24 protein-coding genes and 1 riboswitch are annotated in these 24,771 nt (G+C 72.7%); of the genes, 7 read left to right on the plus strand and 17 right to left on the minus strand.

Annotated features, from left to right (window positions below; genetic code table 11):
- Positions 1-6: 6 nt before the first annotated feature.
- Together OF852_RS07260 and OF852_RS07265 are read left to right on the plus strand one after the other, a co-directional pair.
- A complete protein-coding gene (locus tag OF852_RS07260; RefSeq protein WP_271118509.1) occupies positions 7-462 on the plus strand; it encodes a prevent-host-death protein in 456 nt (151 codons plus the stop codon).
- A complete protein-coding gene (locus tag OF852_RS07265) occupies positions 459-794 on the plus strand; it encodes a hypothetical protein (RefSeq protein WP_271118510.1) in 336 nt (111 codons plus the stop codon). The genes OF852_RS07260 and OF852_RS07265 overlap by 4 nt, the downstream gene beginning before the upstream one ends.
- Before the next feature lie 69 nt (positions 795-863).
- Here the strand turns inward: OF852_RS07265 and OF852_RS07270 are convergent, their stop codons facing one another.
- From OF852_RS07270 to OF852_RS07280, 3 genes are all read right to left on the minus strand, one after another.
- Positions 864-1,739 (minus strand): bifunctional methylenetetrahydrofolate dehydrogenase/methenyltetrahydrofolate cyclohydrolase, encoded by an 876-nt coding sequence (locus tag OF852_RS07270; protein ID WP_271118511.1) that lies wholly within the window; start codon positions 1,737-1,739, stop codon positions 864-866.
- Positions 1,740-1,744: 5 nt separating this feature from the next.
- Positions 1,745-3,043 (minus strand): serine hydroxymethyltransferase, encoded by a 1,299-nt coding sequence (gene glyA / locus OF852_RS07275; RefSeq protein WP_271118512.1) that lies wholly within the window; start codon positions 3,041-3,043, stop codon positions 1,745-1,747.
- Positions 3,044-3,078: 35 nt separating this feature from the next.
- Positions 3,079-3,161: riboswitch (ZMP/ZTP riboswitch) on the minus strand.
- A 140-nt stretch (positions 3,162-3,301) separates the two neighbouring features.
- The gene (locus OF852_RS07280; protein ID WP_271118513.1) at positions 3,302-3,844 is read right to left on the minus strand and encodes a cysteine hydrolase family protein; all 543 of its coding nucleotides are present in this window, start codon (positions 3,842-3,844) and stop codon (positions 3,302-3,304) included.
- A 42-nt stretch (positions 3,845-3,886) separates the two neighbouring features.
- Here OF852_RS07280 and OF852_RS07285 point away from each other — a divergent pair, with 42 nt between their 5' ends.
- On the plus strand, positions 3,887-5,071 hold the full coding sequence (locus OF852_RS07285; RefSeq protein ID WP_271118514.1) for a low temperature requirement protein A: 1,185 nt from the start codon (positions 3,887-3,889) through the stop codon (positions 5,069-5,071).
- A gap of 19 nt (positions 5,072-5,090) precedes the next feature.
- Here the strand turns inward: OF852_RS07285 and OF852_RS07290 are convergent, their stop codons facing one another.
- From OF852_RS07290 to OF852_RS07335, 10 genes are all read right to left on the minus strand, one after another.
- Positions 5,091-6,818, minus strand: coding sequence for a hypothetical protein (locus OF852_RS07290; protein WP_271118515.1), 1,728 nt, complete (start codon positions 6,816-6,818; stop codon positions 5,091-5,093).
- 36 nt (positions 6,819-6,854) lie between these two features.
- Positions 6,855-7,712: a carbohydrate ABC transporter permease gene (locus OF852_RS07295; RefSeq protein ID WP_271118516.1), complete on the minus strand. Its 858-nt coding sequence runs from the start codon at positions 7,710-7,712 to the stop codon at positions 6,855-6,857.
- Complete coding sequence (locus OF852_RS07300; RefSeq protein ID WP_442908605.1) at positions 7,705-8,676, minus strand: carbohydrate ABC transporter permease; 972 nt, start codon at positions 8,674-8,676, stop codon at positions 7,705-7,707. Before OF852_RS07300 ends, OF852_RS07295 begins: the two co-directional genes overlap by 8 nt.
- Complete coding sequence (locus OF852_RS07305; RefSeq protein ID WP_271118518.1) at positions 8,673-10,169, minus strand: ABC transporter substrate-binding protein; 1,497 nt, start codon at positions 10,167-10,169, stop codon at positions 8,673-8,675. Before OF852_RS07305 ends, OF852_RS07300 begins: the two co-directional genes overlap by 4 nt.
- Before the next feature lie 188 nt (positions 10,170-10,357).
- On the minus strand, positions 10,358-11,257 hold the full coding sequence (locus OF852_RS07310; RefSeq protein WP_271118519.1) for a 1-phosphofructokinase family hexose kinase: 900 nt from the start codon (positions 11,255-11,257) through the stop codon (positions 10,358-10,360).
- The gene (locus OF852_RS07315; protein WP_271118520.1) at positions 11,254-12,141 is read right to left on the minus strand and encodes a carbohydrate kinase family protein; all 888 of its coding nucleotides are present in this window, start codon (positions 12,139-12,141) and stop codon (positions 11,254-11,256) included. Before OF852_RS07315 ends, OF852_RS07310 begins: the two co-directional genes overlap by 4 nt.
- On the minus strand, positions 12,138-13,025 hold the full coding sequence (locus tag OF852_RS07320; protein ID WP_271118521.1) for a carbohydrate ABC transporter permease: 888 nt from the start codon (positions 13,023-13,025) through the stop codon (positions 12,138-12,140). The genes OF852_RS07315 and OF852_RS07320 overlap by 4 nt, the downstream gene beginning before the upstream one ends.
- Positions 13,025-14,008 carry a carbohydrate ABC transporter permease gene (locus tag OF852_RS07325; protein ID WP_271118522.1) on the minus strand — a complete coding sequence of 328 codons (984 nt, stop codon included), beginning with the start codon at positions 14,006-14,008 and terminating at the stop codon, positions 13,025-13,027. The genes OF852_RS07320 and OF852_RS07325 overlap by 1 nt, the downstream gene beginning before the upstream one ends.
- Before the next feature lie 50 nt (positions 14,009-14,058).
- Complete coding sequence (locus OF852_RS07330) at positions 14,059-15,369, minus strand: extracellular solute-binding protein (RefSeq protein WP_271118523.1); 1,311 nt, start codon at positions 15,367-15,369, stop codon at positions 14,059-14,061.
- A gap of 76 nt (positions 15,370-15,445) precedes the next feature.
- Positions 15,446-16,330 (minus strand): SIS domain-containing protein, encoded by an 885-nt coding sequence (locus tag OF852_RS07335; protein ID WP_271118524.1) that lies wholly within the window; start codon positions 16,328-16,330, stop codon positions 15,446-15,448.
- A gap of 166 nt (positions 16,331-16,496) precedes the next feature.
- Between OF852_RS07335 and OF852_RS07340 the strand changes: the two genes are divergently transcribed.
- Entirely contained in the window at positions 16,497-17,609 is a 1,113-nt protein-coding gene (locus tag OF852_RS07340; protein ID WP_271118525.1) for an amidohydrolase family protein, read from the plus strand.
- Between the two features lie 125 nt (positions 17,610-17,734).
- On the opposite strand, the gene OF852_RS07345 is transcribed toward OF852_RS07340, so the two are convergent.
- The 3 genes from OF852_RS07345 to melA form a co-directional block, all read right to left on the minus strand.
- Complete coding sequence (locus OF852_RS07345; RefSeq protein WP_271118526.1) at positions 17,735-18,640, minus strand: hypothetical protein; 906 nt, start codon at positions 18,638-18,640, stop codon at positions 17,735-17,737.
- Between the two features lie 252 nt (positions 18,641-18,892).
- Positions 18,893-19,744, minus strand: a complete 852-nt coding sequence (locus OF852_RS07350) for a class II fructose-bisphosphate aldolase (protein WP_271118527.1) — start codon at positions 19,742-19,744, stop codon at positions 18,893-18,895.
- Positions 19,741-21,063, minus strand: a complete 1,323-nt coding sequence (gene melA, locus OF852_RS07355) for an alpha-galactosidase (RefSeq protein ID WP_271118528.1) — start codon at positions 21,061-21,063, stop codon at positions 19,741-19,743. Before melA ends, OF852_RS07350 begins: the two co-directional genes overlap by 4 nt.
- A 184-nt stretch (positions 21,064-21,247) precedes the next feature.
- Between melA and OF852_RS07360 the strand changes: the two genes are divergently transcribed.
- A complete protein-coding gene (locus OF852_RS07360) occupies positions 21,248-22,051 on the plus strand; it encodes a DeoR/GlpR family DNA-binding transcription regulator (protein WP_271118529.1) in 804 nt (267 codons plus the stop codon).
- Between the two features lie 51 nt (positions 22,052-22,102).
- On the opposite strand, the gene OF852_RS07365 is transcribed toward OF852_RS07360, so the two are convergent.
- Positions 22,103-23,323 carry an MFS transporter gene (locus tag OF852_RS07365; protein ID WP_271118530.1) on the minus strand — a complete coding sequence of 407 codons (1,221 nt, stop codon included), beginning with the start codon at positions 23,321-23,323 and terminating at the stop codon, positions 22,103-22,105.
- Between the two features lie 148 nt (positions 23,324-23,471).
- On the opposite strand from OF852_RS07365, the gene purU reads away from it, so the two are divergent.
- Entirely contained in the window at positions 23,472-24,335 is an 864-nt protein-coding gene (purU, locus tag OF852_RS07370) for a formyltetrahydrofolate deformylase (RefSeq protein ID WP_271118531.1), read from the plus strand.
- On the plus strand, positions 24,332-24,736 hold the full coding sequence (locus OF852_RS07375; RefSeq protein WP_271118532.1) for a YrdB family protein: 405 nt from the start codon (positions 24,332-24,334) through the stop codon (positions 24,734-24,736). The genes purU and OF852_RS07375 overlap by 4 nt, the downstream gene beginning before the upstream one ends.
- Positions 24,737-24,771: the final 35 nt, after the last annotated feature.

Genomic DNA, 24,771 nt, shown 5'->3' on the forward strand with positions numbered 1-24,771 from the left:
GGGGTCATGGATACCCTGGCGCATACGACCGTGCAGTCCTCCGAGCTCTCACGTGAGCCGAGGGTGGTATTCGCGGCCGCCGAGCGCGGACCGGTCGACGTGACCCGGCGCGACGGCTCCACGCTCGTCCTTCGCACGAAAGAGCAGGACGATCTGCGGACTCGCGTGTTCGAGCTCGCGGCCCAGCTGATCGCGGTGTCATTGGACGAACGCGAATCGCTCGTCGACCGGCTCGCGGTTCCGTTCCCGTGGATCAAGCTGCTCAGCGAAGGCGACCAGGCCACGTGCGCCGCGGAGATCATCGCGACGGCGCGAGGCGCGTTCGCCATCGATCGCCCCGAGCGGATCGTCACCGAGATCGCCGCCTGGCGGAGCACTGCTGAAGCGGTCGCTGCCGGATGGGGCACCGACTCGGTCGAATGGGTCGACGATGACATCGAGATCGGGCGCCCGAGCGCGTGAGTCGCGGGTCCGAGGTCCGACGGCCGACGAAGAAGAGCGAGTACCGAATCGTCTTCGCGAGTCGCGATGCGGAACGCGGCTGGAACGATCTCCTGGCCGTTCAGCGAAACGCCATCGTCGATGCCTGGGACAGCCTGACGAGGGAGCCCCTCCGCGAGGACGAGAGGTGCCATTCGCTGCGAGGCGAGCTCGACACTGTGGTGCGCGCCGGCGTTGCGCATCGACAGCGGCAGTTCGAGCTCGTCAACGGCGCGCGGATCTGGTTCTACGTCGAAGCCAAGACCGTCCACCTCATCCGGGTGCACACCCGCCACCCGAATGAGACCAAGTAGGGCCGACCGCCCGCCTCCGCGACGGGGGACGAATACGCGCTCGATCCTGACCTGTGGCGCGGCCGCGACCTACACGCGGCTCGCGCGGTCGACGACGTTCTTCACGAGCAGGGCCCGCGTCATCGGCCCGACCCCGCCAGGGTTCGGCGAGAGCCAGCCCGCGACGGAGGCGACATCCGGGTGGATGTCGCCGGCGAGCTTCGCGCGGCCGGACTCGGTGGTCCCGACGCGGGTGACGCCGACATCCAGCACGACCGCGCCGGGCTTCACCCAGTCCGCCTGCACGAGGTGCGGCACGCCGACCGCCGCGACCACGATGTCGGCCCGGCGCACCTCGGCGGCCAGGTCGCGCGTGCGCGAGTGGGTCAGCGTCACGGTCGCGTCGACGCCCTTGCGGGTGAGCAGGAGCCCGAGCGGCCGCCCGACCGTCAGCCCGCGGCCGATGACCACGACGTGCTTCCCGGCGATCTCGATGCCGTTGCGCTCGATGAGCTCGACGACGCCCGCCGGCGTGCAGGGCAGCGGCGAGTCGAGCTCGCCCTCGACGCCGAGCACGAGCCGCCCGAGGTTCGTCGGGTGGAGGCCGTCGGCGTCCTTGTCGGGGTCGATGCGCTCGAGCGCCGCGTTCTCGTCCATGCCCGTCGGCAGCGGCAGCTGCACGATGTAGCCGGTGACGGCGGGGTCGGCGTTGAGCGCGTCGATCGCGGCGTGCACCTCGGCCTCCGTCGCGTCGGCGGGGAGCTCGACGCCGATCGACTCGACGCCCACCTCCGCGCAGTCGCGGTGCTTGCCGGTGACGTAGCTGCGGGATGCCGGGTCGTCGCCGACGAGGAGGGTGCCGAGACCGGGGACGACGCCGCGCGCGCGCAGCTCCGCCACCCGGACCCGCAGCTCCTCCTTGATGGCGGCCGCGGCCGCGACGCCGTCGAGGCGCTGTGCGCTCACGCGGCTCAGCTCCAGGAGCCGGGCGAGCTGAGGCCCGGGTAGAGCGGGAAGGCCTGGGCGAGCGCCTCGACCCGGCGGCGCAGCGCCGCCACGTCGGGAGTCGTCGTCGACAGGGTCTCCGCGATGATCGCCGCGACCTCGCCGAACTCCGCATCCCCGAAGCCGCGCGTCGCGAGCGCCGGGGTGCCGATGCGGACCCCCGAGGTCACCATCGGCGGGCGGGGGTCGAACGGCACCGCGTTGCGGTTCACCGTGATGCCGACCTCGTGGAGGCGGTCCTCGGCCTGCTTGCCGTCGAGGGGGCTGTTGCGCAGGTCCGCGAGCACGAGGTGGACGTCGGTGCCGCCCGTGAGGACGTCGACGCCGCCGGCCTTCGCGGCATCCGAGGTGAGCGCCTCGGCGAGGAGCTTCGCGCCGCGGAGGGTGCGCTCCTGGCGGTCGGCGAACTCCGGCTCGGCCGCGAGCTTGAAGGCGGTCGCCTTCGCCGCGATGACGTGCATGAGCGGGCCGCCCTGCTGCCCCGGGAAGACGTTCGAGTTGAGCTTCTTCTGGGTGTCGAGGTCGTTCGTGAGGATGAAGCCGGAGCGGGGACCGCCGATCGTCTTGTGGACGGTCGAGGAGGTGACGTCCGCGTAGGGCACCGGCGAGGGGTGGAGGCCTGCCGCGACGAGGCCCGCGAAGTGCGCCATGTCGACCCAGAGCTTCGCGCCCACCTCGTCGGCGATCTCGCGGAAGGCCGCGAAGTCGAGCTGTCGGGGGTACGCCGACCAGCCGGCGATGATCACCTGGGGCCGCAGCTCGCGCGCCGTGTCGCGCACGACGTCCATGTCGACGAGGAAGGTCTCGGGGTCGACCCCGTAGGCGTGCGCCTCGTAGAGCTTGCCGGAGAAGTTGAGCTTCATGCCGTGCGTGAGGTGGCCGCCGTGGGCGAGCTCGAGGCCGAGGATGCGGTCGCCGGGCTGGGCGATCGCGCTGAGGACGGCCGCGTTGGCGGAGGCGCCGGAGTGCGGCTGGACGTTCGCGTAGGCGGCGCCGAACAGCGACTTCGCGCGCTCGATCGCGAGCGACTCCGCGACGTCGACGAACTCGCAGCCGCCGTAGTAGCGGCGGCCCGGGTAGCCCTCGGCGTACTTGTTCGTGAGGACCGAGCCCTGCGCCTCGAGGACGGCACGCGGCACGAAGTTCTCGGAGGCGATCATCTCGAGGGTCGAGCGCTGGCGGCCGAGCTCCTGCTCGAGGACGGCGGCGATCTCGGGATCGACCTCGCTGAGCGGGGCGTTGAAGGTGGAGGATCCAGCAGACACGGGCGTTCCCTTCTGGGGTGGTTCGTCACGGGGTGTCGCGCGGCCCAGGCGTACGGCCACGCTCCGTGAAATCGCTCCCTGATGGTGACCCATCCGAACGCCAGTCGCGATGTGCCGAGTCTAGCGCGCCTCGCCCCCGAGTCGAGCCCGGGATCACGCCCGAGGACGCCGCCGAGGACCTTGCGCCCTGAGAGGTGCTTTTCTCCGCGAGCGCCGCGAGGATCCGTGCGGCGAATGCGGAGAAACTCACCCGGCGGGTCAGCCGGCGAGCAGCTCGTCGACGCTCGTCAGCTCGATGAGCGGCGCGTAGAGCGACATCGCGGCGAGGGCGCGATCGTGGTCCTCGCGCGTGCCGCCCGCGCAGGCGTCGACGGGGATGCGCACCCGGACCCCGGCATCCGCCGCGGCGAGCGCGGTCGAGAGCACGCAGCAGTCGGTCGCGACGCCGGCCAGCACGATCTCGTCGGCGCCGTCGACCGCGGCTGCGAGGCCGGCATCCCACTTGCCGAAGGTCTCGCGGGTCTCGATGCGGGCCTCGACCGCGTCGAAGGGCGCCGTCAGCGCGTAGAGGGGGTCGTCGTCGCCGACGAGGGCGAAGGGCCAGTCGCGGTAGTACGGCACCCACGCCCCGGCCGGGGAGGCCGGGGCGACGAAGCGGGTGAGCACCGTCCGCCCCGCGAAGGCCGGCAGCAGCCGCTCGACCCCGGCGGCGGCCGTCGGGTAGTCGGGCGACCCCCACGGGGACGCCGGATCGGCGAAGACGTGCTGGAGGTCGATGGCGACGAGCCAGGGCGCGGTCATGTCCTCACGCTAGCGGCGGCCGCCGGGTGCCAGGATCAGCGCATGGCATTCGGCTTCCGCCGCGACCTCACGCGACCCGACGACGGCGAGGGGCGCGAGCGCGTCGCCTTCGTGGAGCTCTTCTTCGACCTCATCTTCGTCTTCGCGCTCACGCAGCTCAGCGCCTACCTCTCGACGGAGTCGACGCCGCTCGGCGCGCTCGAGGGCGCGATCATGGTGTGCGCGCTCTGGTGGGTGTGGATCTCGACCACCTGGCTCACGAACTGGCTCGACCCGCGCCGGCTCCCCGTCCGCTCCGCCGTCATCGCCCTGGCGCTCCTGGCGCTCGTGCTCAGCGTCTCGATCACGCAGGCCTTCGGCGATCGCGCCTGGGCTTTCGCGCTCACCTACGTCGCGATGCAGCTGCTGCGGGCCGTCGTCATGATCCTCGCGACCTGGCGCCACGACCGGGAGGCGGCGCGGACCTTCGTGCGCGTGCTCGTCTGGCAGTCGGCGGGTGGCGCCCTGTGGATCGGCGGCGCGCTGCTGCCGCTCCCCTTCCAGCTGCCGATGTGGGGTGCCGCGCTCGCGGTCGAGTACGTCTCGGCGACCGTCGACTTCCGCACGCCGGGCCTCGGGCGCTCGAAGCCGGAGACCTGGGATCTCTCCGGCGCCCATCTCGCGGAGCGGGCGGCGCTCTTCGTGCTCATCGCGCTCGGCGAGACCTTCCTCGTGACGGGCTTCGCGTTCGCGGGCGCGGAGTCCACCCCGGCCGCGGTCGCCGGGGTCGCGAGCGCCTTCGTCGCGGCGGCCGCGATGTGGTGGATCTACTTCGACCACGGCGAGCGGGAGGGCTCGGCCGCGATCTCCGCGGCCGACCGCCCGGGCCGGCTGGCGCGGACGGCCTACACCTACGTCCACCTCGCGGTCATCGGCGGCATCGTGTTGACGAGCGTCGGCGACAAGGAGGTGCTCGCCCACCCGCACGAGCTCTCGCCCTCGGGGATCGTGACGATCCTCGGCGGCCCCGCGCTGTTCCTGATCGGGACGCTGCTGTTCCGCTTCGTCGTCGCCCGCCGGTGGATGCTGCCCCACCTGGCCGGGCTGGTCGCCCTCGCGGCGGCCGCGGTGGCGGCCTCCGCCCTCACCCCGCTCGCGCTCGGTCTCGTCGCGAGCGGCGTCCTCGTCGCGGTCGCCGTCGGCGAGACCGCGGTGCGGGTGCGGGAGGGCCGCGAGCAGGGCGGCTGAGCGCGCTCCGGGCGGGCGGTCAGCCGCCGACGCGGACGAGCCGCACGAAGCGCACCACGAGGTCCTCGGCGCCGTCCGCGAGGGCGATGCGGAGGCGGTGCCCGCCGCCGAGCGCGCCGTCCGGGAGGGCGATGGTGGCGGTGCGCCACTCGCCCTCGCCGGACGCGGCGCCGGAGCGCTCGACCGCCGCGGACTCCCCCGCCGCCGTCTCGACCGCGAACGCGCCCTCGCCCTCGTCGAGGTAGGTGACCTTGAGCACGGTCCGGCCCTCCCCCGCCGCCTCGGCGAAGCGCTCGTCGACGTCGAGCGCGAAGCCCGTGTCCCCCTCGGCGACCGCCGTCGAGAGCCCCTCGTAGGCGTTCCCGTTGTCGGGCTCGATGTCCTCGAGGTGCGCGTCGACCTCGGTGCGATGCGCGACCGAGCCGGGCTCGTCGACCTGCACGAGCCAGCGCTCGAGGTTGCGGACGTACGGCCGCGACGCCCACGCCGCCTCGTCCGCGAAGCGGCCGAGCTCGTCGTCGCGATCCCAGTACCGGTCCTCCGCGTCCCGGAGGGCGGCCCAGGCATCCGGCGAGGTCTCGGGCCGCTGGCCCATCGAGAGCCGCACCCAGTCCCAGTGCTCGGGGTACTCGGCCAGGTACGACGGGCCGGGGACGACGTAGATCCAGTTCATCCGCAGCTGCAGCGCCTTGAGGTTCGACTGCCGCACCGAGTAGTACGGATCCTCCGCCTGGTAGCCGCAATCGGTGTAGCACTCGTTCTCGGTCGCGACGATCCACGAGCCGTCGTGGAGCGGGAGCGAGTCGTCGACGACCATGTGGCCGTCCGGCTGGATGCGGGAGCCGTAGGCGGGCGCCTCGCTGAGGTGGAAGTTCGGCAGCTCCGTGATGCCGGTGCGGATTCCCATGCCGGCCTCGACCGCCTCCTGCGCGAGGAGGTCGTCGTCCTCGCCGAAGGGGCCGAAGGGGTAGTCCTCGCCCGTGAAGACGAGCTTCTTCGCGTGCTCGCCGAACAGCTCGACGAGGTCGGTCCACGCGTGGTCGTACCAGGCGCGGTAGGTCGCCCAGTCGAGGTCGCCGGACTCGACCGCGGCATCCACCATCTCGTAGTCGTACTCGGCCCAGGTGAAGGCGCCGGGCACGTAGACCATGACGAGCCGCGGGTCGGCGGCGAGGCCCGCGTCGACGAACACCTTCCGGTAGGTGTCCATGAGGTGACCCCACACGCACTCGTCCCAGATGGGGAGGTGGCGCTGGCCGTCGTAGTCGGGTCCGTAGCTCGAGACGCCGCACTCCTCGGCGACCCACTCGGGCGCCCAGTCCTCGCCGCTCGCGAAGATCCGCATCCAGAACGGCGCCTCGTCCTCCAGCTGCGCGTCGAGGGAGCCGAAGGAGAGCCCCTGCGCCTCGCCCGGCTCGGTGCGCTCGAGCTCGCCGCCCGCGGTCGGCTGGATCTGGCGCCAGCTCACGTCGACGCTCCGCACGTGCACGCGGTCGCCGGTCGACGCCTCCTCCGAGAAGTAGCCGGAGTTCGCGGCCGGACGCACCCACTCCGGCATGCTCCAGTCGTCGCCGTCGGCGATCTCGACACCCGACTCGCCCGCGTCGACGAAGGGGAAGTCGGGCCCGTCCGTGTCGAGCGCGGACCGGCTCGCAGCCGGGTCCGGCGCGGGCGAGGCGGTGCAGGCCGTCATGGCCGCGACGAGCAGGAGGCCGGCTGCGGCGAGCAGCGGAGGGGTGGTGCGCACGGGTCCATCCTCACCCATCCGAGCCGGGGTCCCGGCTCACTTCAGCCCCGAGAAGGCGAGCCCGTCGATCACGCGCCGCTGGAGCACGATGAAGAGGAGCAGGATCGGGGCCATGGCGAGCATGGACGCCGCCATGATCACGGGGTAGTCGGTGTTGTTGCGGTCGCTCACGAGCGTCGCGAGCCCCGCCGAGAGCGGCATCTGCGTCTGGTAGGTCGACACGACGAGCGGCCAGAGCAGCTCGTTCCACGACCACAGCGCGGCCGTGATCGCGAGCACGCTGATGCTGGGTCGCGCCAGCGGCAGCATGACGCTCCAGAAGATCCGGATCGGCGAGGCGCCGTCGAGGCGCGCCGCCTCCTCGAGCTCCGGCGGCAGGTTGAGGAACGCGGTGCGCATGAGGAAGGTGCCGAAGGCACTGAACAGGCCGGGCGCGACGATCCCCGCGATCGAGTCGAGCCATCCCAGGCCCTGCACGATCTGGTACTGCGAGATGAGGTACACCTGCGAGGGCACCATGAGGATCGACAGCGTCAGCGCGAGCAGCACGCCCCGGCCCCGGAACCGCATCCGCGCGAAGGCGTAGCCCGCCAGCGTGCACAGCAGGATCTGCGCGAGGGTGCGGATGACGGTGATGACGACCGAGGTCCGCAGCTGGTCGAGGAACGGCAGCCGCTCGAAGACGGTCGCGTAGTTCTGCCACTGCAGCTCGGCCGGCCAGAAGACCGGCACGAGCGACTGCACCTCGGCGTTCGTCGAGAGCGACATGACGAGCTGCCAGACGAAGGGGAAGGCCATGAGCAGGCCGCCCGTCGCGAGCACGAGGTGCGGGATGACGTGGGAGCCCCGGCGGCCGCGGCGGCGCAGCCGGGTCGGCCTGATCGCCTCACTCATGGACCCACCTCCGCTGGAGCCGGAACTGCACGAGCGTCACGAGCCCGATGAGCACGAGGATGAACATCGCGACGGCCGCCGCGAAGCCCTTCTCGCCGTCGACGAAGCCCGCCTGGTAGAAGAGGAACACGAGCGACATCGACTTCGGCAGGATCGGGTTGCGGCTGCCGAGGATCGCGTAGAGCAGATCGAAGAGCTGGAAGCTCGAGATGATCGTGATGACGAGCACGAAGAAGATGCTCGGCGTCAGCAGCGGCACCGTGATCGCCCGGAACCGGCGCCACGGGCTCGCGCCGTCGATCTCGGCCGCCTCGTAGAGCTCCTCGGGGATGTTCTTGAGGCCCGCGCGCAGCACGATGAGCGCGAAGCCGATCGAGGACCACAGCCCCACGACCGCGACCGCGCCCATCGCGATGCCGGGGGTCGAGATCCAGTAGGGCCCGTCGATCCCGACGAGCGAGAGCAGCCAGTTCACGATCCCGTAGTCGCCGTTGAAGATCATGCGCCACACCATCGCGACCGCCGTCGGCATCGCGATGTAGGGCAGGAAGAAGAGGACGCGGTAGAGGCTCGCGAAGCGGAGCCCCGGCGTGTTGAGCAGGCTCGCGAGCCAGACCGCGATCGGGATGCCGAGCAGCACGATCCCCGTGTAGAGGAGCGTGTTGCCGAGCGCCGGGAGGAGCTCCCGGCCGGAGAGCAGGCGGGCGTAGTTGTCGAGGCCGGCGAAGGTCCAGCCGCCGAAGACGCCCCACTCCGTGAAGGAGTAGAAGAGGGTCTGCGCGATCGGGACGAGGTAGAAGACCGCGATGCCGGTGAAGAGTGGGAGGACGAAGAGCCAGGGCCAGGCGCCGTCGCGGCGGCGGGCGGCCGCCTCGCCGCCGCGACGCCGCGCGTCCCGGGCCGGCCGGGCGCGGCCCGGCCGGGCGCCCGCGAAGACGCCCGGCCCGGTCTGCACGCCGCTCATTCCTTCGCGAGGAGCGCCGTCATCTGCTCCGCGAGCTCGGCGGTCACCTCGGCGACCGGCCGCTCGCCGGAGAACGCCTCGGGCAGCAGCTCCGCCTCGAGCGCGTTCCACGCGGCGCTGTTCTTCGACACCGGGAGCGGCCTCGCGTAATCGACGGCATCCAGGAAGACCTGGAGGTCGGCGCCCGGGAGCGAGCCGACGAAGGCGTCCTGCGTGCCGGTGAAGGCGGGGATGATGGAGCCCGCATCGCCCTGCTGGCGCTGCGCCTCCTCGCTGGCGAGGAAGACCTGGAGCGCCTGCGCGGCCTGCTTCTCCTTGCTGTTCGCGGCGACCGCGTTCGCGACGCCGTGGATGACGGTCGCCTGCTCCTCGCCGCGGGGCAGCGGCGCGGCGCCGACGGCATCCTCGATGTCGCTCGCGCCGACGGCGCCGCGGAACCAGCTGCCGCCGGAGTACATGGCGACCTTGCCGGAGGTGAACCACTGGTCGGCCGGGGTGTCGGTGAGCTGCTGCATCGAGGGCGAGGCGCCCGAGGCGATGAGGTCGGCCCAGAGCTGGATGCCGGCCTGCGCCTCCGGGCTGTCGTAGCCGGAGGTCGTGCCGTCCTCCGAGATGACCTCGCCGCCCGCCTGGAAGATGGTGTCGTAGTAGGTGGTCTGGCCGTCCATGCCGGCCGCGACGCCGTAGACGCCCTGGTCCCCGAGCTCGTCGGAGACCGTCTGCGCGGCCTCCTGGAGGTCCTCCCAGGTCCAGTCGGCGCTCGGCTCCTCGACCCCCGCCTCCTCGAGCAGCTCGCGGTTGTACCAGAGGCCGATGGTGTCGAAGTCCTTCGGCACCCCGTACTGCACGTCGTCGAGCTGGTAGAGGTCGACGAGCGCCTCGGGATAGTTCGCGGGATCGATGTCGCCGGCCTCGACGATGCCGTCGATCGGCTCGACCTTGCCGTTCGAGGCGTAGAGCTGGAAGTTGGGGCCGTTGAGCCAGAACAGGTCGGGGAGGGTGTTGCTCGAGGCCTGCGTCTGGATCTTCGTCCAGTAGGTCTCCCACGGGGTCACGTCGAGGTTGACCTCGATGTTCGGGTACTCCTCGTTGAAGGCGTCGATGTTGGCCTGCACGGCCTCCTGCTGGCTCGCATCCCAGAAGGCGTAGGTGATGCTCGCCTCGAGGTCGGCGGGCGCCTTCTCGTAGGCGGACGGCTCGGCCGGGCCGGGGCCGCCGGAGCAGCCGGCGACGAGCACGGCGACGCCGAGCGCGCCGACGGCGGCGAGGGCGGTGCGGCGGAGGGCGCTGCGGGTGACGGCGCTGCGATGGATCGTCTCGCGACGGGCGCTGCGAGTGACGGCGCTGCGATGGATCGTCTCGCGACGGGCGCTGCGAGTGACGGCGCTGCGATGGATCGTCTCGCGACGGGCGCTGCGAGTGACGGCGCTGCGATGGATCGTCTCGCGACGGGCGCTGCGGGTGGGATGGATCGGGTGCTGCGGGCTGTGCATGGGGTGCGATCCTCTCGCGGTTGCAGGGAGTCGACGCGACGGCGATGCCATCCGCCTCGTCGATGAGGGTGTTCGAATCGTCGCCGGGGGCTCCCGAACGCGCAACAAACGATCATCAGAGTGAGCGTTCCGATCATGATTCCTGATCGTGTGTTGCGATCGTGTGACGTGATCGCGATCCGCGGCCCTCAGGCGGTACGGATGGCGGTCGCCGCGCGGGCCGCCGCGAGCGCCTCGGGCGAGAAGCGCGCCGCGCCCGGCGACTGCGCGTTCGCCGCCCCGGCCGCGCTCGCGAGCTCGAGCGCCGCGCCCAGCTCGCCGCCCCCGCCCAGTCCCACGAGGAGTCCGGCGAGGAAGCTGTCGCCGCTGCCCACCGGGAAGCGGCCCGTCTCGGGATGCGGCGCCGCGATCCAGGCGCCCGTCGGGTCCGCGGCCGCCGCCCCTCGGGCGCCGTCCGTCACGACCGCCGCCGGGACGCCGAGGGCGCGGATCGCCGCGACCGCGGTCCCGGCGTCGGGCGCCTCGACGAGCCCCGCCGCCTCCGCCAGATTGACCTTCACGAGCGCCGGACGAGCCCCGCCCACCAGATGCCGCAGCGCCTCGCCGTGCGTGTCGAGCGCCACCCGGGAGCGCCCGCGGAGCACGGCCGCGAGGCGGTCGAGGTCGGCGCCCGCCGGGACGCTGCCGGTCACGACCGTCCAGCCGTCGTCGGGGAGCCGCGCGAGGCGCTCGACGGCGGCGTCGAGCTCCGCGGCCGACACGCCCGAGGGCTCGTAGAACTCGGTCAGCCGCCCGTCGTCGCCGGCCGCCGCCGTGATGCAGCTGCGCGTCTCGGCCGCGCTCGGCACGGCGTGCAGCTCGACGCCGGCGGCGCGCGCGAGCTCCGCGACGAGCGCCCCCGTGTGCCCGCCGAGCGCGGCCACGACCGCGGCCCGCTCGCCCAGCTGCGCCGCCGCCCGCGCGAGGTTGAGCCCCTTGCCACCGGGCAGCCGCAGGACCTCGCGCGGACGGTGGATCGACCCCTCCTCGACCGCGTCGAGGAGGTAGGTCACATCGAGCGCGGGGCTCGGGAGCAGGACCGCGATCACGCGTGCGCGCGCAGCTCGTCGAGGTCCGCCTGGGCTCCCGTGCCGCCGGGGCCGCGGGTCGAGAGCGAGCCCGCGACGGCCGCCCAGCGGACGCGCTCGGCCTCCTCCTCGACACCGTGGGCCACCGCCGCGAGATAGCCCGCGTCGAAGCTGTCGCCCGCGCCCGTCGTGTCGACGACCCCCAGCGCGAGACCGGGCGCCGAGACGCGCGTGCCGTCGGGGGCGATCGAGGAGCCGCCCGCCGCGCCCTCCTTCACGACGACGCGCACGCCCGCGCCCGGCAGGTCGGCGACCGCCGAGAGCGCCGCGAGCTCCGCCCCGTTCGGCAGCAGCACGTCGACGAGCGGCAGCGCGGGCGCGACCTGCGCCCAGCGCTCCTCGGGATCCCAGTTCGTGTCGAGGCTCGTGCCGAGGCCCGCATCCCGCGCCCGCCCGAGCACCGCCGGCAGCTCGCGCGTGAAGGCCGGCATGAGGAAGGGGGAGGCGACGTGCACCCAGCGCGCGTCGGCGAGGACGACGTCCTCCGGCCGCAGCGTCGGGATGGCGCCCGGGAGCGTGAGGATGGCGCGGTCGCCCGCCGAGAGGATCACCGAGATCCCCGTCGGCACCGCCGGGTCGACCCGGATCGCGCTCGTGTCGACGCCCGCCGCGGCGAGCGCCGCGAGCGTCGCCCGGCCGAACTCGTCATCGCCGACGACCGCCGCGAGGCGCGTCGGCACCCCGAGCCGCGCGAGCCCGCACGCCACGATCGCGGCGCTCCCGCCGAGGACCAGATCGGCCGCCTCGAGGAGCTGCTCGGCCTGCCCGAAGCGCGGCACGACATCCCCGCGGAGGATGAGGTCGAGGTTCGCATCGCCGACGACGAGCACCGGGCTCGCGCTCATCCCTTGAGCCCCGAGAGCGTCATCGTCTGCACGAACTGCTTCTGCGCGACGAGGAAGAACAGGATGAGCGGCAGCGTCGCCGCCACGTTGCCCGCCATGAGCAGCTCCCACTGGGTGCGGCGCGTGCTCTGGAAGTGCGCGAGGCCGAGCTGGAGGGTGAAGGCGTCCTCGTTGTTGATCGCGATGAGCGGCCAGACGAGGTCGTTCCAGGAGCTCAGGAGCGTGAAGATCGCGAGCGTCGCGAGCGCGGGCTTCGCGAGCGGCAGCACCAGATGCCAGAAGACCTGCCAGCGGTTCGCGCCGTCGATGCGCCCCGCCTCCTCGATCTCCATCGGGATCGAGAGGAAGAACTGCCGCATGAGGAAGATGCCGAAGGCGCTCGCGAGCCACGGCACGATCGCCGCGCCCAGCCCGTCGATGAGGCCGAGGCGGGCGAACAGGATGTAGGTCGGGATCATGAGCAGCTGCGTCGGGATCATGATCGTCGCGATGATCGCGAAGATGCCGACCGTGCGGCCGTGGAAGCGCAGCCGCGCGAAGCCGTAGCCGGCGAGCGAGCACAGGATGAGGTGGGAGGCGATCGCCGAGCCCGACACGATGACCGTGTTGAGGAGCCAGGTCAGCACGTCCGTCGTCGTGAACAGCGCGACGAAGCCGTCGAGCGAGAGCCGCGAGGGGATGAAGGGCGGCGGGAAGGCGATGAGCTCCTCGGCGGGCGAGAGCGCCGCCATGAACATCTGGAAGAAGGGGATGACGAACAGCAGCGCGATCGGCGCGAGCACGAGGTGCCAGCCGCTCGGGCGCCGACGCCGTCGGCGGTCGCCGCGCGGGCCCGCCGCCGCCTGGGTCCCCGCGCTCGCGGCGCGGTCGAGGATCGCGGTCACTAGAAGGCCTCCATCCCGCGGCGCCGCGAGTACACGACGACGCCGATCGTGATGAGCAGGGTCAGGCCGAACAGCGCGTACGCGACCGCCGAGCCGTAGCCGAACTCGAGCTTCCGGAAGGCCTGCTCCCAGAGGTAGTAGACGATCGTCTTCGTCGCATCCAGGGGGCCGCCGCGGGTCGTCGTGTAGACGAGGTCGAAGAGCTGGATCGCGCCGATCGTCTGCCAGATGGTCGTGAAGATGGTGACGGGGGCCAGCTGCGGCCACACCACCCGCCAGAACGCCTGCCAGCGGTTCGCGCCGTCGAGGCGGGCCGCCTCGAGCAGCTCGGTCGGCACGTCCTGGAGCGCCGCGAGGTAGAGGACGGTCGTGAAGGCCGCCTGCCCCCACAGCGACATGAGCGCGATCACGAGCATCGCCTGCGAGGGGTCCTCGAGCCACTTCTGCGCGGGGAGCCCGATGCTCCGCAGCACGTTGTTGACGAGCCCGTACTGCGGGCTGAAGAGGTAGGTGGAGAGGATGCCGGTCGCCGCCGCCGAGGCGACGAAGGGCACGAAGATCGCGGTGCGGTACAGCCCGATGAGCCGGATGCGGCGGTTCAGCGCGACGGCGAGGAACAGGCCCGCGAGCACCGACATGGGCACGAAGAGCGCCGTGTAGAGGCCGGTGTGCTGGACGGCCGCGAAGAAGTCCTCGTCGGTGACGAGCTCCGCGTAGTTCTCGCCGCCCACGAACTCGGGCTCCGTGAAGCCGTCCCACTCCTGGAGGGAGAGGATGAACGCCCAGATCGCCGGGAAGATCGAGAGGCCGAGGACGAGCACCGTCGCCGGGAGGACGAAGAGCCAGGCGCCCAGATCCTCCCTGAGGACCGCGATCCGGGAGCGGCGCCTCGTCGGCGTCCTCCCGCCTCGCGGGGCCCGCCGGGCGGGGCCGGCCGGCTGCGGGGCCGGCGCGACATCCTCGCGCTGCTCCCGGATCGTCATGGTGCTCATCCTCGTCGCTCGATCTCCCGTGGGCCAGGCCGCAGCCGGCCTCAGTCGGCGAGCGCCTCGTCGGCCTCGGCCGCGGCCTCCTCGAGCGCCGTCTTCGGATCGCCCTGGCCCTGCAGCACCTCGCTGATCGCGTTCGCGATCGACTCCGAGAGCCCGACGTAGCCCGGGACCGTGGGACGCGCCTGGATGGCGTTCTCGCCGTTCGCGGCCATGATGTCGAGGCCCGGCAGCGCCTCGACCTGCTCCCGGAAGGCGTCCGACTCGATCTCGCTCGAGCGGAGCGGGAGGTTCCCGTAGGCGACGTTCCAGCGCTCGTCCTGCTCGGCGGCCGTCAGCCACGTCGCGAACTCGGTGATCCAGTACTCGCGGTTCGCGTCCTGGTGGTCGAAGAGCGCCCAGATGTCGGGACCGGAGACCGTCTGGTGGTCGCCGTCGGTGCCCGGGAGGATCGTCACCCCGTAGTCGGTGCCCTTCGTGTTGAGGTCGTAGAGCTGCCAGGGGCCCGAGGTCATCATGCCGATGCGGTCGTCCGCGAAGAGCTGCGCGAACTTCGTGTCGGTCTGATCGAGGTAGACGCTCTGGTCGTCGACCGCCATGACGCGGAGCTTCTCGAGCGCGTCGACGCCGGCCTGCGAGGCGAACTCGGCCGTCGTGCCGTCCTCGCTGAGGATCGCGCCGCCGTTCTGCCACAGGTGCGGCCAGAACTGCCAGGTCGTCTCCTCGGAGCCCGAGACCGAGTAGGCGTAGCCGTAGGTGCCGTTCGCCTCGTCGGTGAGCTGCGACGAGGCCTCGCGGAAGTCGTCCCAGGTCCAGTCCTCGGTCGGGTAGTCGACCCCGGCCTCGTCGAAGACGGTCTTGTTGTAGATGAGGGAGATGTTGTCGACGAGCGCGGGGACGCCGATCGTGCGGTCGCCCGTCGGCTGCACCGTCGCGCGGGCGGCCTCGCTGAACTCGTCCCAGGCGAGCTCCGGCTCCTCGGTCTTCTCCGTGATGTCGAGCGTGCGCTTCGAGGCCTCGAGCTGGCTGGCCCAGGATCCGAAGGCGTACGACATGTCGGGGTAGTTGCCGCTCGCGAACCCGGCGGAGAGCTTCTGGAGCAGCTCCTCGGTCGACGACGCGCCCTCGGAGACGTCGATCGTGACGTTCGGGTGCTCCTCCTCGAACTCGGCCGCGAGCCCCGCGAGGAGCTTGTGCGCCTCATCGGATTGGCCGGTCCAGAACTGGATGGTGACGTCGGCGTCCTCGTCGAGCGTCTGGGCGCCCTGCGGCTGCCCGGTGCAGCCCGCGAGGGCGGCGATCGCGACGGCCGCGGTCGCCGTCGTCAGAATGGAGCGGAGGCGGTGCGTCGTCACGGTGGTCTCCTCGGTGCGGTGGGTGGTCGGTGCGATGCGGCGGTGCGGCGGTGCTGGAGTGCTGGGGTGCGGCGGATCAGGTCAGGATGATGGAGCGGGTCAGGTGGCGCGGGGTGTCGGGGTCGAGGCCGCGGCTCGCGGCGAGCTCGACCGCGAGGCGCTGCGCCTGCACGAGCTCGACGATCGGGTCGAGGGTGCCGAGCGTCACGACGGCGCCCGTGGCGCGGATCTGCTCGGCGAGCTTCTCGTCGGCCGCCCCCAGCATCCACACGAGGCTGCCCTCGTGCGCGACCGCCAGCGGGCCGTGGCGGTAGTCGAGCAGCGGGTAGGACTCGGACCAGGCCTGCGCGGCCTCGCGGATCTTGAGCGCCGCCTCCTGGGCGAGGCCGTAGGTCCAGCCGGTGCCGAGGTAGACGAAGTGGTCGAGCGCGCCGAGCGGAGCCGGGAGGTCGAGCGGCGCCTCGAGCACCCGCTCGGCCTGCTCGACGACGCCCGAGACGTCCTCGCCGAAGGCGGCGCGGACGAGCATGAGGAAGGTCGTCGGGAAGCGGGTCTGGACGACGGAGGCCTCGTCGGCGAAGTCGAGGAGGAGCACGTCGTCGGCGAGCTCGGCGACGGGCGAGTCGGCGACCCCGGTGACGGCGATCGTGCGGGTGCCGGCCGGGAGGGCGCGGAGCGCGTCGATGACCTCGGTCGTGGTGCCCGAGCGCGAGAGCGCGACGACCCGGTCGTAGGCGCGGCGGCCGTGCGGCTCGGAGGCGTAGGCGGCGTCGGTCTCGCCGAGCCCGGCGTCCTCGCGGAGGAAGGCGAGCGACTCGGCGACGAAGGCCGAGGTGCCGCAGCCGATGACGAGGATGCGCTCGCCGGGCGCGGCGAGGAGCTCGCGGGCGTGCTCGACGCGCTCGAGGGCGGTACGCCAGGTCTGCGGCTGGCTGAGGATCTCGGTCGCGGTGATCGACATGAGCGGGGTCTCCGTGCTGTTCGGTGTCGCCTGGTCGAGGGTCCCGGCCGGGCCTGGCCCTCGTCGGCGAGGTGTGGTGCAATGGTGATCCGAGAATGATCGTTTGCCAAGAAAATTGCCCGAAACGCTCACTCTTGTTGATCGTCTGCGACAGAGAGGTTCCACGATGCGAACTGATGACCAGCCCGACCAGCCCGACGCCTTCGCGCGGCTGCAGCATCTGCCGGTCGTCGAGTGGACGCCGGTCGCCCAGCTGCGCCCGCCCGAGACGGAGGTGCGCCGCACCGCCGTGCCGGCGGTCGACATCCACAACCACCTCGGCCGCTGGCTGAGCGGCGGCGACTGGCAGCAGGGCACCGCCCCCTGGATCATCGACGACGTCGACGCCCTCCTGAAGGACATGGACGACTGCGGCATCCAGACGATCGTCAACCTCGACGGCATGTGGGGCGAGGAGGTCACCGCGAACGTCGAGCGCTACGACCGCGCCCACCCCGGCCGCTTCCTCACCTTCTGCCAGCTCGACTGGGCGCGGCTCGCGGAGGACGACGGGGTGGATGCGCTGCGCGCCTCCCTCGAGGACAGCGCGGCCCGCGGCGCCCGCGGGGTCAAGGTGTGGAAGTCGCTCGGGCTCACCGTGCGCGACCGCGACGGCCAGCTCGTCCTCCCCGACGACCCGCGCGTCATCGCCGTGCTCGGGCATGCCGGCGAGCTCGGCCTGCCCGTCCTCATCCACACCGCCGACCCGAAGGCCTTCTTCGAGCCGCTCGACGAGCGCAACGAGCGCCTCGACGAGCTGCTCGTCGCCCGCGACTGGTGGTTCGGCGACCGCGCCGTGCACCCCAGCTTCGAGCGGCTGCTCGAGGCGCACGCCGCCCTCGTCGCCGCCTGCCCCGGCACCGACTTCATCGGCGCCCACTTCGGCTGCGCGGCCGAGGACCTGGACCTCGTCGAGCGGATGCTCGCCGCCAACCCCAACTACCACGTCGACATCGCCGGCCGGATGGCGGAGCTCGGCCGCCAGCCGCGCCGCGTCCGGGCGCTCATCGAGCGCTTCCCCGACCGGGTCCTCTTCGGCACCGACATCTACCCGGCCGAGGCGGAGCAGTTCCGCCTCCACGCCCGCTTCCTCGAGACCCTCGACGAGGCCTTCTCCTACGCGCCCGGCGCCGACATCCCGCCCCAGGGCCGATGGTCGGTCTCGGCGCTCGGCCTCCCGCCCGAGCTGCTCGAGCCCGTCTACCGCGGCAACGCGGCCCGCATCCTCGGGCTGGGGTAGCGCCGCCCCGCACCCGCCCGCACCCCGCACCCGCACGCACCCCGCACCCCGCACCCCGCACCCCGAGCTCGTGAGGGGTCCCATATGACCGTTCTCGGCATCCGGAAGTCGTCATATGGGACCCCTCACTCGATCCGAGGACGGGATGCGAGGACGGCACGGATGCGGACGGCGAGTCGAGCGGGATCCCGGACGTCCGGCGCGAAGACCTCCAGCGCCTCCCACCCGACATCCCGCAGGTGCCCGAAGCGGGTGAGGTCTCGGCGCCGCTGCTCCGGATCGAGATGCGTCGGCCCCTGATACTCGATCGCGAGCCGATGACGGACGAACGCGAGATCGACCCGGTAGGGCACGACCCGGCCCGGCACCGGGATCTCGTGGTTGACCGCGAAGTCGTCGAAGCCGAGACGTCCGAGCAGCAGGCGCAGACCCGACTCGGCCGGGCTGTCGCTCCGGGCGTGCAGGAGCGGAAGGGCCGCCGCGACGGTGCGCGTGCCGCGGCGGCCCTCATATCGGCGGGATGCGTCGACGAGCCGCTCGAGTCCGCTGAGGCCATGACGCCAGTGGATCAGCCGATCGCCCGCGGCGACGAGCTCGTCGAGGTCGAGCTGCGCGCCGAGGTCGCACCAGGTCCGTTCCGGGCTCGTGAGCGCGACGCCGTCGATGGATGCTCGCTCGTGCTCGCGGAGCGCGAGCTTGTGGCCGATGACCCCGCGGCCCTTCGGTGCACGGCGAGGCGCCGGGACCGCGACATGCACCCGGGGGTCGCGCTGCAGACGCCGGGGAAGCGGCATGCCCCACAGCGCGGCCGCGCTCGCGAAGCAGATGACACCGCCTCCCGCGCAGGCGGTGAGGGCATCCCGCGCGCGGTCGAGCTCGTCGGCCGGGGCGCCGAGCCGGCGCAGACCGTGGTGAGGTCGCTCGAGGTCGACGCGCCGCATCCGCGCCGGCTCGACGCCGGCGTCTCTGCCCTGCGCGATGCGGAAGCCGCGCCGCCGCAGCTCGGGCGGAAGGTCTCGGTCGCTCGACACCCGCCCAGGATGCCGAGCCTGCCTCCCGCTCGACGCGATCCCTCCACAGCCCGCCCGTGAGGGGTCCCATATGACCGATTCAGACGCCCGGAACCGGTCATATGGGACCCCTCACCGGATGCGAGCGCGACGGGAGGCGGGAGCGGCGCGGGGAGGCGGGAGCGGCAGGGGCAGGCGGCGCGGGGAGGCGGGCGCGGCGCGGGGAGGCGGGCGCGGCGCGGGGAGGCGGGAGCGGCGCGGGCAGGCGGCGGATCAGGCCAGGGCGCGGGCGGCCGCGGCGACGACCTCGGCCATCGCCGCGCGGGCGGCGCGCGCCGGCGGGCGCGGGTCGACGAGCTCGGGGCGGGCGGCGAGCACCTCGCGGGTCGCGGCGGCGCCCGCGACGTTGAGCGCCGTGCCGATGTTGACCTTCCGGATGCCGGCCGCGATCGCGCGTGCCAGCTCCGCCTCCGGCACGCCCGAGGAGCCGTGCAGCACGAGCGGCACCGCCACCGCCTCGGCGAGGCGTGCGACGAGCTCGTGGTCGATGGAGGCCGTGCGCGACACCATCGCGTGCGAGGAGCCGACCGCGACGGCGAGCGCGTCGACGCCGGTCGCCGCGGTGAACGCCGCGGCCTCGCCGGGGTCGGTGCGGACGCCCGGCGCGTGCGCGCCGTCCTTGCCGCCCACCTCGCCGAGCTCCGCCTCGACCCAGAGCCCGGCATCCCGGGCCCGCTCGGCGGCCCCCGCCGTCGCGGCCACGTTCTCGGCGTAGGGGCGCGTCGCGAAGTCGACCATGATCGAGCCGAGCCCGTAGTCGCCGGTCGCGGCGAGCGAGATGCCGAGATCGACGAGCTCGGGGTCGTCGATGTGGTCGAGGTGGAGCGCGACCGGCACCGCGGCGGCGAGCGCGACCTCGCGGGATGCCGCCAGGATGGGGCGCGGATCCCCGCCGTGGAAGCGGATCGCGTTCTGGCTGAACTGCAGGATCACGGAGGCGCCCGCCGCGGACGCCCCCTCGACGATCGCCTCGGCGTGCTCGAGCGCGATCACGTTGAAGGCGAGCACGGCACGGCCGCGGGAGGCCGCCTCCGCGACGAGCTCGCCCGAGCCCGCGAGGGTCACGGCAGCACCAGCTCCGCACGGCCGCCGAGCGTCGACGGCAGGACGCCCTCGTGGGCCGCGAGCATCGCGTCGGCGAGCTCCCACAGGCGCTCGGGGCTGAGCGTCGAGGCGGCGTTCGGGTCGACGAGCAGCGCGCGCTTCACGAGCTCGCGGTCGCCCGTGCGGGCGGCCTCGATCGCGAGCTCCGCGACCGAGAGGTAGGTGCGGTTGTGGGCGGCGCCCTGCACCGGGATGTCGCCGACCGCGATCGGCTCGACGCCGGCCGAGGTCACGCGTGCCGGCACCTCGACGCAGGCGCCCTCCGGGAGGTTGGCGATGAGGCCCCGGTTGATCACGTTCGCGTGGATCTCGCGCTCCGTCCCGGTGAGCATGGAGTGGATGATCTGGGGCGCGTACTCGGCCGCGTCCCCCTCCTCGTGGAGCTCGAGCTCGCGCCCCTCGGCGAGCGCCGCACGGGCGTCCTCGAACTCGCGCACGTTGTCCTCGCTGATGCCGAGGTAGACGAGCGGCTCGAGGCGGAAGCGCTCGATCTGCGCGTCGTCGCGGAGGAACCAGGACAGGTACTCGCTCGAGTGCTCGCTCGTCTCCGTCGGGTAGTACCCGATGCGGCGGAACATCTCGACCCGCACCCGGCGGCGGAGCTCCGGGTCGGCCTCGATGCGCTCCCGGAGGCGCGGATAGAGCGACTCGCCCTCGTGCTCCCACTGGTACAGCCAGGCCTGGTGGTTGACGCCGGCCGCGCGGTACACGGTCTCCTCGAGCGGGACCCCGACGAGCTCGCAGAGGTCGTTGACCGTCCAGTAGACGGAGTGACAGAGCCCGACGGCCTTGATCTCGGGCGCGACGACCGACATCCACCAGATGTTCATCGCCATGGGGTTCGTGTAGTTGAGGAACCAGGCGTCGGGGCAGAGCTCGCGCATGTCGCGCGCGATGGCGCTCAGCACGGGGAACGTGCGCAGCCCCCGGAAGACGCCGCCGATGCCGGTCGTGTCGCCGATGGTCTGGCGCAGGCCGAAGGAGGCGGGCAGCTCGAGGTCGATGCGGGTGGCCGCGATGCCGCCCACCTGGACCATGTTGACGACGAAGTCGGCACCCTCGAGGGCCGCACGGCGGTCGAGGGCGGCGTGGATGCGGGCGGGGCGGCCGAGGCGCGCGGAGACCTGCTCGGCGGTGCCGCGGGCGACCTCGAGCCGCTCGGCGTCGATGTCGTGGAGGACGATGTCGAGCTCGGGGAGGTCGGGGAAGCGCAGCAGGTCGGTGAGCAGCTGGCGGGTGAAGACGACACTGCCGGCGCCGATGAACACGATGCGGGTCATGATCCGATCCTCTGAGCGAATGATCGTTTCGCGCAACATTCTGAGCGATATCGGGCTAACATGCTCAATCGGAGTGCGCGCTTCGCGAGCCCAGGCCGCACGACCGCACCACCCGCACGACCGCACCGCCCGCACGACCGCACCGCCCGCACGACCGCACCGCCCGCCGCAGAGAGGCCGCCGCATGACGATCACCGCCGACCGCACGCCGCCCGCCGCGAGCGGCAAGCGCTCACGCCGCATGATCGAGATCCTCGACCTCCTCGCCGAGCGCGGCGGCATCAGCCTCCAGGACCTCTCCGACACGCTCGGCATCTCGCCCGCGACCGCGCGCCGCGACCTCGCCGACCTCGCCGAGCAGCGGCTCCTCGTCCGCACCCATGGCGGTGCCCGGCTCATCGACTCGCGCGGCGAGCTGCCGGTCAGCCTCCGCGACACCCGCAACCAGGATGCGAAGCGCGCCATCGCGGCGGCCGTCGCCGACATCGTCCCCCGGCAGCGCTACGCGATCGCCCTCAGCGGCGGCACCACCGCGGCGAGCGTCGCCCGCGCCCTCGCGAACCACGAGGAGCTGACGATCGTCACCAACTCGCTCACGATCGCGCAGCTCGTCACCAGCCACCCGCAGCTCAAGGTCATCATGACGGGCGGGATCCTCCGCCCCGAGTCGCTCGAGCTCGTCGGGGTCCTCGCCGAGAACACCTTCAACGCCATCAACCTCGGCACCGCGATCCTCGGCGCCGACGGCGTCACGCCCGCCGGGATCACGACCCACGACGAGACGGAGGCGCGCACCAACAACGCCATGGTCACGCACGCCCAGCGCGTCATCGTCGTCGCCGACGGCTCGAAGCTGGGGCGCCTCGCGCTCGCGCAGGTCGCCTCACTCGAGCAGGTCGACCTCCTCGTCACCGACTCGAGCGCCGAGCCCGAGCAGCTCGAGCGCCTGCGCGAGGCGGGGCTGAGCATCACGGTCGTCGACGCCTGAGGCGGCCGCCGCCGGTCGAGGGGCGGGCGGGCGGGCTGGCGGCACGGCGTCTCAGTCGCGCGACCCCTGCACCGGGATGATGCCGGTGTGCCCCGGCACCCGCTTCGGCGTCGTGGCGATCGCGAACACGAGCCCGGCCCCGACGAGCACCGTCATGACGGCGGGCAGCCAGCCGACGCCCCAGACGTCGAGCAGGATCCCGCCGATGAGCGCGCCGCCGCCGATCGCGATGTTGAACGAGGTCGTGAGCCACGCGGAGGCGACATCCCGCAGCCGCGGCGACGCCGAGTGCAGGAGGCGCGTCTGGAAGATCGCGGGCAGGCCGCCGAAGGCGATGCTCCAGACGGCGAGCATCGCGATGATCGCCCACGGCTCGCGCGCGACGGCGCCGAGCACCGCGACCGCGACCGCGACGCCCGCGATGGCGCCGATCGGGGTGGCGCGCGGGAAGCGGTCGCCCAGGATGCCGGCGAGGAGGACGCCGACCGCCCCGGCCCCGCCGTAGACGAAGAGGAGCACGCTCACCGAGTCGCCCGGCATCCGGCCGACCTCGATGATCCAGGGCGCGATGTAGGTGTAGAAGGCGTTGTGGCCGATCATCACGAGCAGCACGGTGACGCAGACGGCGAGCACGGCGCGGAGGGTGGGATCGCGGCGCACGGGGGTGGGGATCTCGCCGGTCGCGAGCGGCACGAGGTGGGAGACCGCGGGCAGCGCGACCATCACGAGCACCATGAGCACGAGCACGACGGCGCCCATGATCGCGAAGGCGGCCCGCCAGCCGAGCGCGTGCCCGAGGGCGGTGCCGAGCGGCACGCCGAGCACGAAGGCGAGGGTGCCGCCGATGTTCGTCACGGCGACCGCCCGCGCGAGCTGGTGGCGCGGCACGATCCGCGAGGCGTACGGGCCGGTGACCGCCCAGAACAGCCCGTGCGCGAGCCCGCCGAGGATGCGGGCGCCCATGAGCAGCTCGTAGGTGGGCGCGAGGGCGGCGGCGACGTTCGCGACCGCGACGACGAGCAGCGTCGCGATCATGAGGCGCTTCCGCGAGAGCGGTCGGGTGAGCATCGCGAGCGGGGCGGTCGTGAGGACGACGGTGCCCGCGAACACGGTGACGAGGAGCCCGATCTGCGATTCGGAGACGCGGAGCTCGCCCGCCATGTCGGGCAGGAGGCCGGTCGGCAGGAACTCGCTCGTGACCGAGGCGAAGATCGCGCCCGCGATCACGAGGAGGCGGAACAGCGGGAAGGGGCGCGCGGGCGCGGTGGACATGCGGCAGACTCTGCGATTCGTGGGTGTCGACGACGCGGCTCGGGCGGCTCGAGGCCCGAGGGAGGCGGCGGATCGGAGCCTCGGCACCAGCGTAGCGACCCCCGCCGACGCGGCGCTCCGCACTCCCCCGCCCGGATACGCTGTCCCGGTGACCTCGACTCCCGCGCCCGAGCACTGGATCCTCACGCTCGTCTGCGACGACCGCGCCGGCATCGTCCACGCGATCAGCGGCGCCGTCGTCGAGGCGGGCGGCAACATCACCGAGTCGCAGCAGTTCTCGAGCGAGGACACGGGCCGCTTCTTCATGCGGCTGCAGGTCGAGTCGTCGGCCGGCCGCGAGGTCTTCGAGGCGGCGCTCGCCCCCGTCACCGACCGCTACGGGATGACGTGGCAGCTCGACGTCGTCGGCCGCCCGCTGCGCACCCTCGTCCTCGCCTCGACCGCGGCGCACTGCCTCAACGACCTCCTGTTCCGGCAGCGCGCCGGCCAGCTCGACATCGACGTGCCGCTCGTGCTGAGCAACCACCCGGAACTCGGCTCCCTCGCCGAGTTCTACGGCATCCCCTTCGAGCACCGGCCGGTGACGGGAGCGGCGTCGAAGGCCGACTTCGAGCGGCGCGTCCTCGAGGCGGTCGAGGAGCACGACATCGAGCTCGTGGTGCTCGCCCGCTACATGCAGATCCTCTCCCCCGAGCTCTGCGAGGCCCTCGAGGGCCGGATCATCAACATCCACCACTCCTTCCTGCCCGGCTTCAAGGGCGCGAACCCGTACAAGCAGGCGCACGCCCGCGGCGTGAAGCTCATCGGGGCGACCGCGCACTTCGTCACGAGCGATCTCGACGAGGGGCCGATCGTCGAGCAGAACGTGGTGCGGGTGGATCACACGCGCACCTGGGAGCAGCTGCGCTCGATCGGCCAGGACGAGGAGAGCCGCACGCTGACGCAGGCGGTGCAGTGGTTCAGCGAGGACCGCGTGCTGCTCGACGGCGTGCGGACGATCATCTTCCGATGAGCGGCGCACCCTCGGGCGGCTACCGGATCGAGCGCCGGCCGGTGACGGCGGGCGAGGTGCTCCGCCTCGCGCTCGAGCTCGCGGCGCTCGCCGGGGTCGGGATGGGGGTCGCGGCGCTGCTCGCGGCGCTGGCAGGTCCCGTGCTCTCCGCGCTGGGCGGCATCCTCGCGGCCCTCGCCGCGGCGGTGCTGTGGGGACTGTTCCGCTCGCCGCGGGCGCGGTTCCCGCTCCCGTGGCCGGGGCGCGCGGCGGTCGAGCTGCTCGTGATGGGCGCCGGGGTCGCCGGCTGGGCGGCGCTCGGGCTGTGGCCGGTCGCGCTCGGGCTCGGGGTGCTCGCGCTCGCCTCCGGTGCGGTGGGCCTCGTGCGCGAGGAGCGAGGGGACCGCTCCCCATCGAGCTGACTTCACCTGTCGGTTAGCGTGGATTCGTCACCTTC

This window comes from Homoserinibacter sp. YIM 151385 (genome assembly GCF_027912415.1).
In the GTDB taxonomy this organism is placed as follows: domain Bacteria; phylum Actinomycetota; class Actinomycetes; order Actinomycetales; family Microbacteriaceae; genus Schumannella.

Coding starts and splice junctions, on each gene's coding strand:
- OF852_RS07260 (WP_271118509.1), top strand. CDS start 7: ATGGATACCCTGGCGCATACGACCGTGCAGTCCTCCGAGCTCTCACGT.
- OF852_RS07280 (WP_271118513.1), bottom strand. CDS start 3,844: ATGACCGCGCCCTGGCTCGTCGCCATCGACCTCCAGCACGTCTTCGCC.
- OF852_RS07285 (WP_271118514.1), top strand. CDS start 3,887: ATGGCATTCGGCTTCCGCCGCGACCTCACGCGACCCGACGACGGCGAG.
- OF852_RS07295 (WP_271118516.1), bottom strand. CDS start 7,712: ATGAGTGAGGCGATCAGGCCGACCCGGCTGCGCCGCCGCGGCCGCCGG.
- OF852_RS07300 (WP_442908605.1), bottom strand. CDS start 8,676: ATGAGCGGCGTGCAGACCGGGCCGGGCGTCTTCGCGGGCGCCCGGCCG.
- OF852_RS07305 (WP_271118518.1), bottom strand. CDS start 10,169: ATGCACAGCCCGCAGCACCCGATCCATCCCACCCGCAGCGCCCGTCGC.
- OF852_RS07315 (WP_271118520.1), bottom strand. CDS start 12,141: ATGAGCGCGAGCCCGGTGCTCGTCGTCGGCGATGCGAACCTCGACCTC.
- OF852_RS07325 (WP_271118522.1), bottom strand. CDS start 14,008: ATGACGATCCGGGAGCAGCGCGAGGATGTCGCGCCGGCCCCGCAGCCG.
- OF852_RS07335 (WP_271118524.1), bottom strand. CDS start 16,330: ATGTCGATCACCGCGACCGAGATCCTCAGCCAGCCGCAGACCTGGCGT.
- OF852_RS07340 (WP_271118525.1), top strand. CDS start 16,497: ATGCGAACTGATGACCAGCCCGACCAGCCCGACGCCTTCGCGCGGCTG.
- melA (WP_271118528.1), bottom strand. CDS start 21,063: ATGACCCGCATCGTGTTCATCGGCGCCGGCAGTGTCGTCTTCACCCGC.
- OF852_RS07360 (WP_271118529.1), top strand. CDS start 21,248: ATGACGATCACCGCCGACCGCACGCCGCCCGCCGCGAGCGGCAAGCGC.
- OF852_RS07365 (WP_271118530.1), bottom strand. CDS start 23,323: ATGTCCACCGCGCCCGCGCGCCCCTTCCCGCTGTTCCGCCTCCTCGTG.
- OF852_RS07375 (WP_271118532.1), top strand. CDS start 24,332: ATGAGCGGCGCACCCTCGGGCGGCTACCGGATCGAGCGCCGGCCGGTG.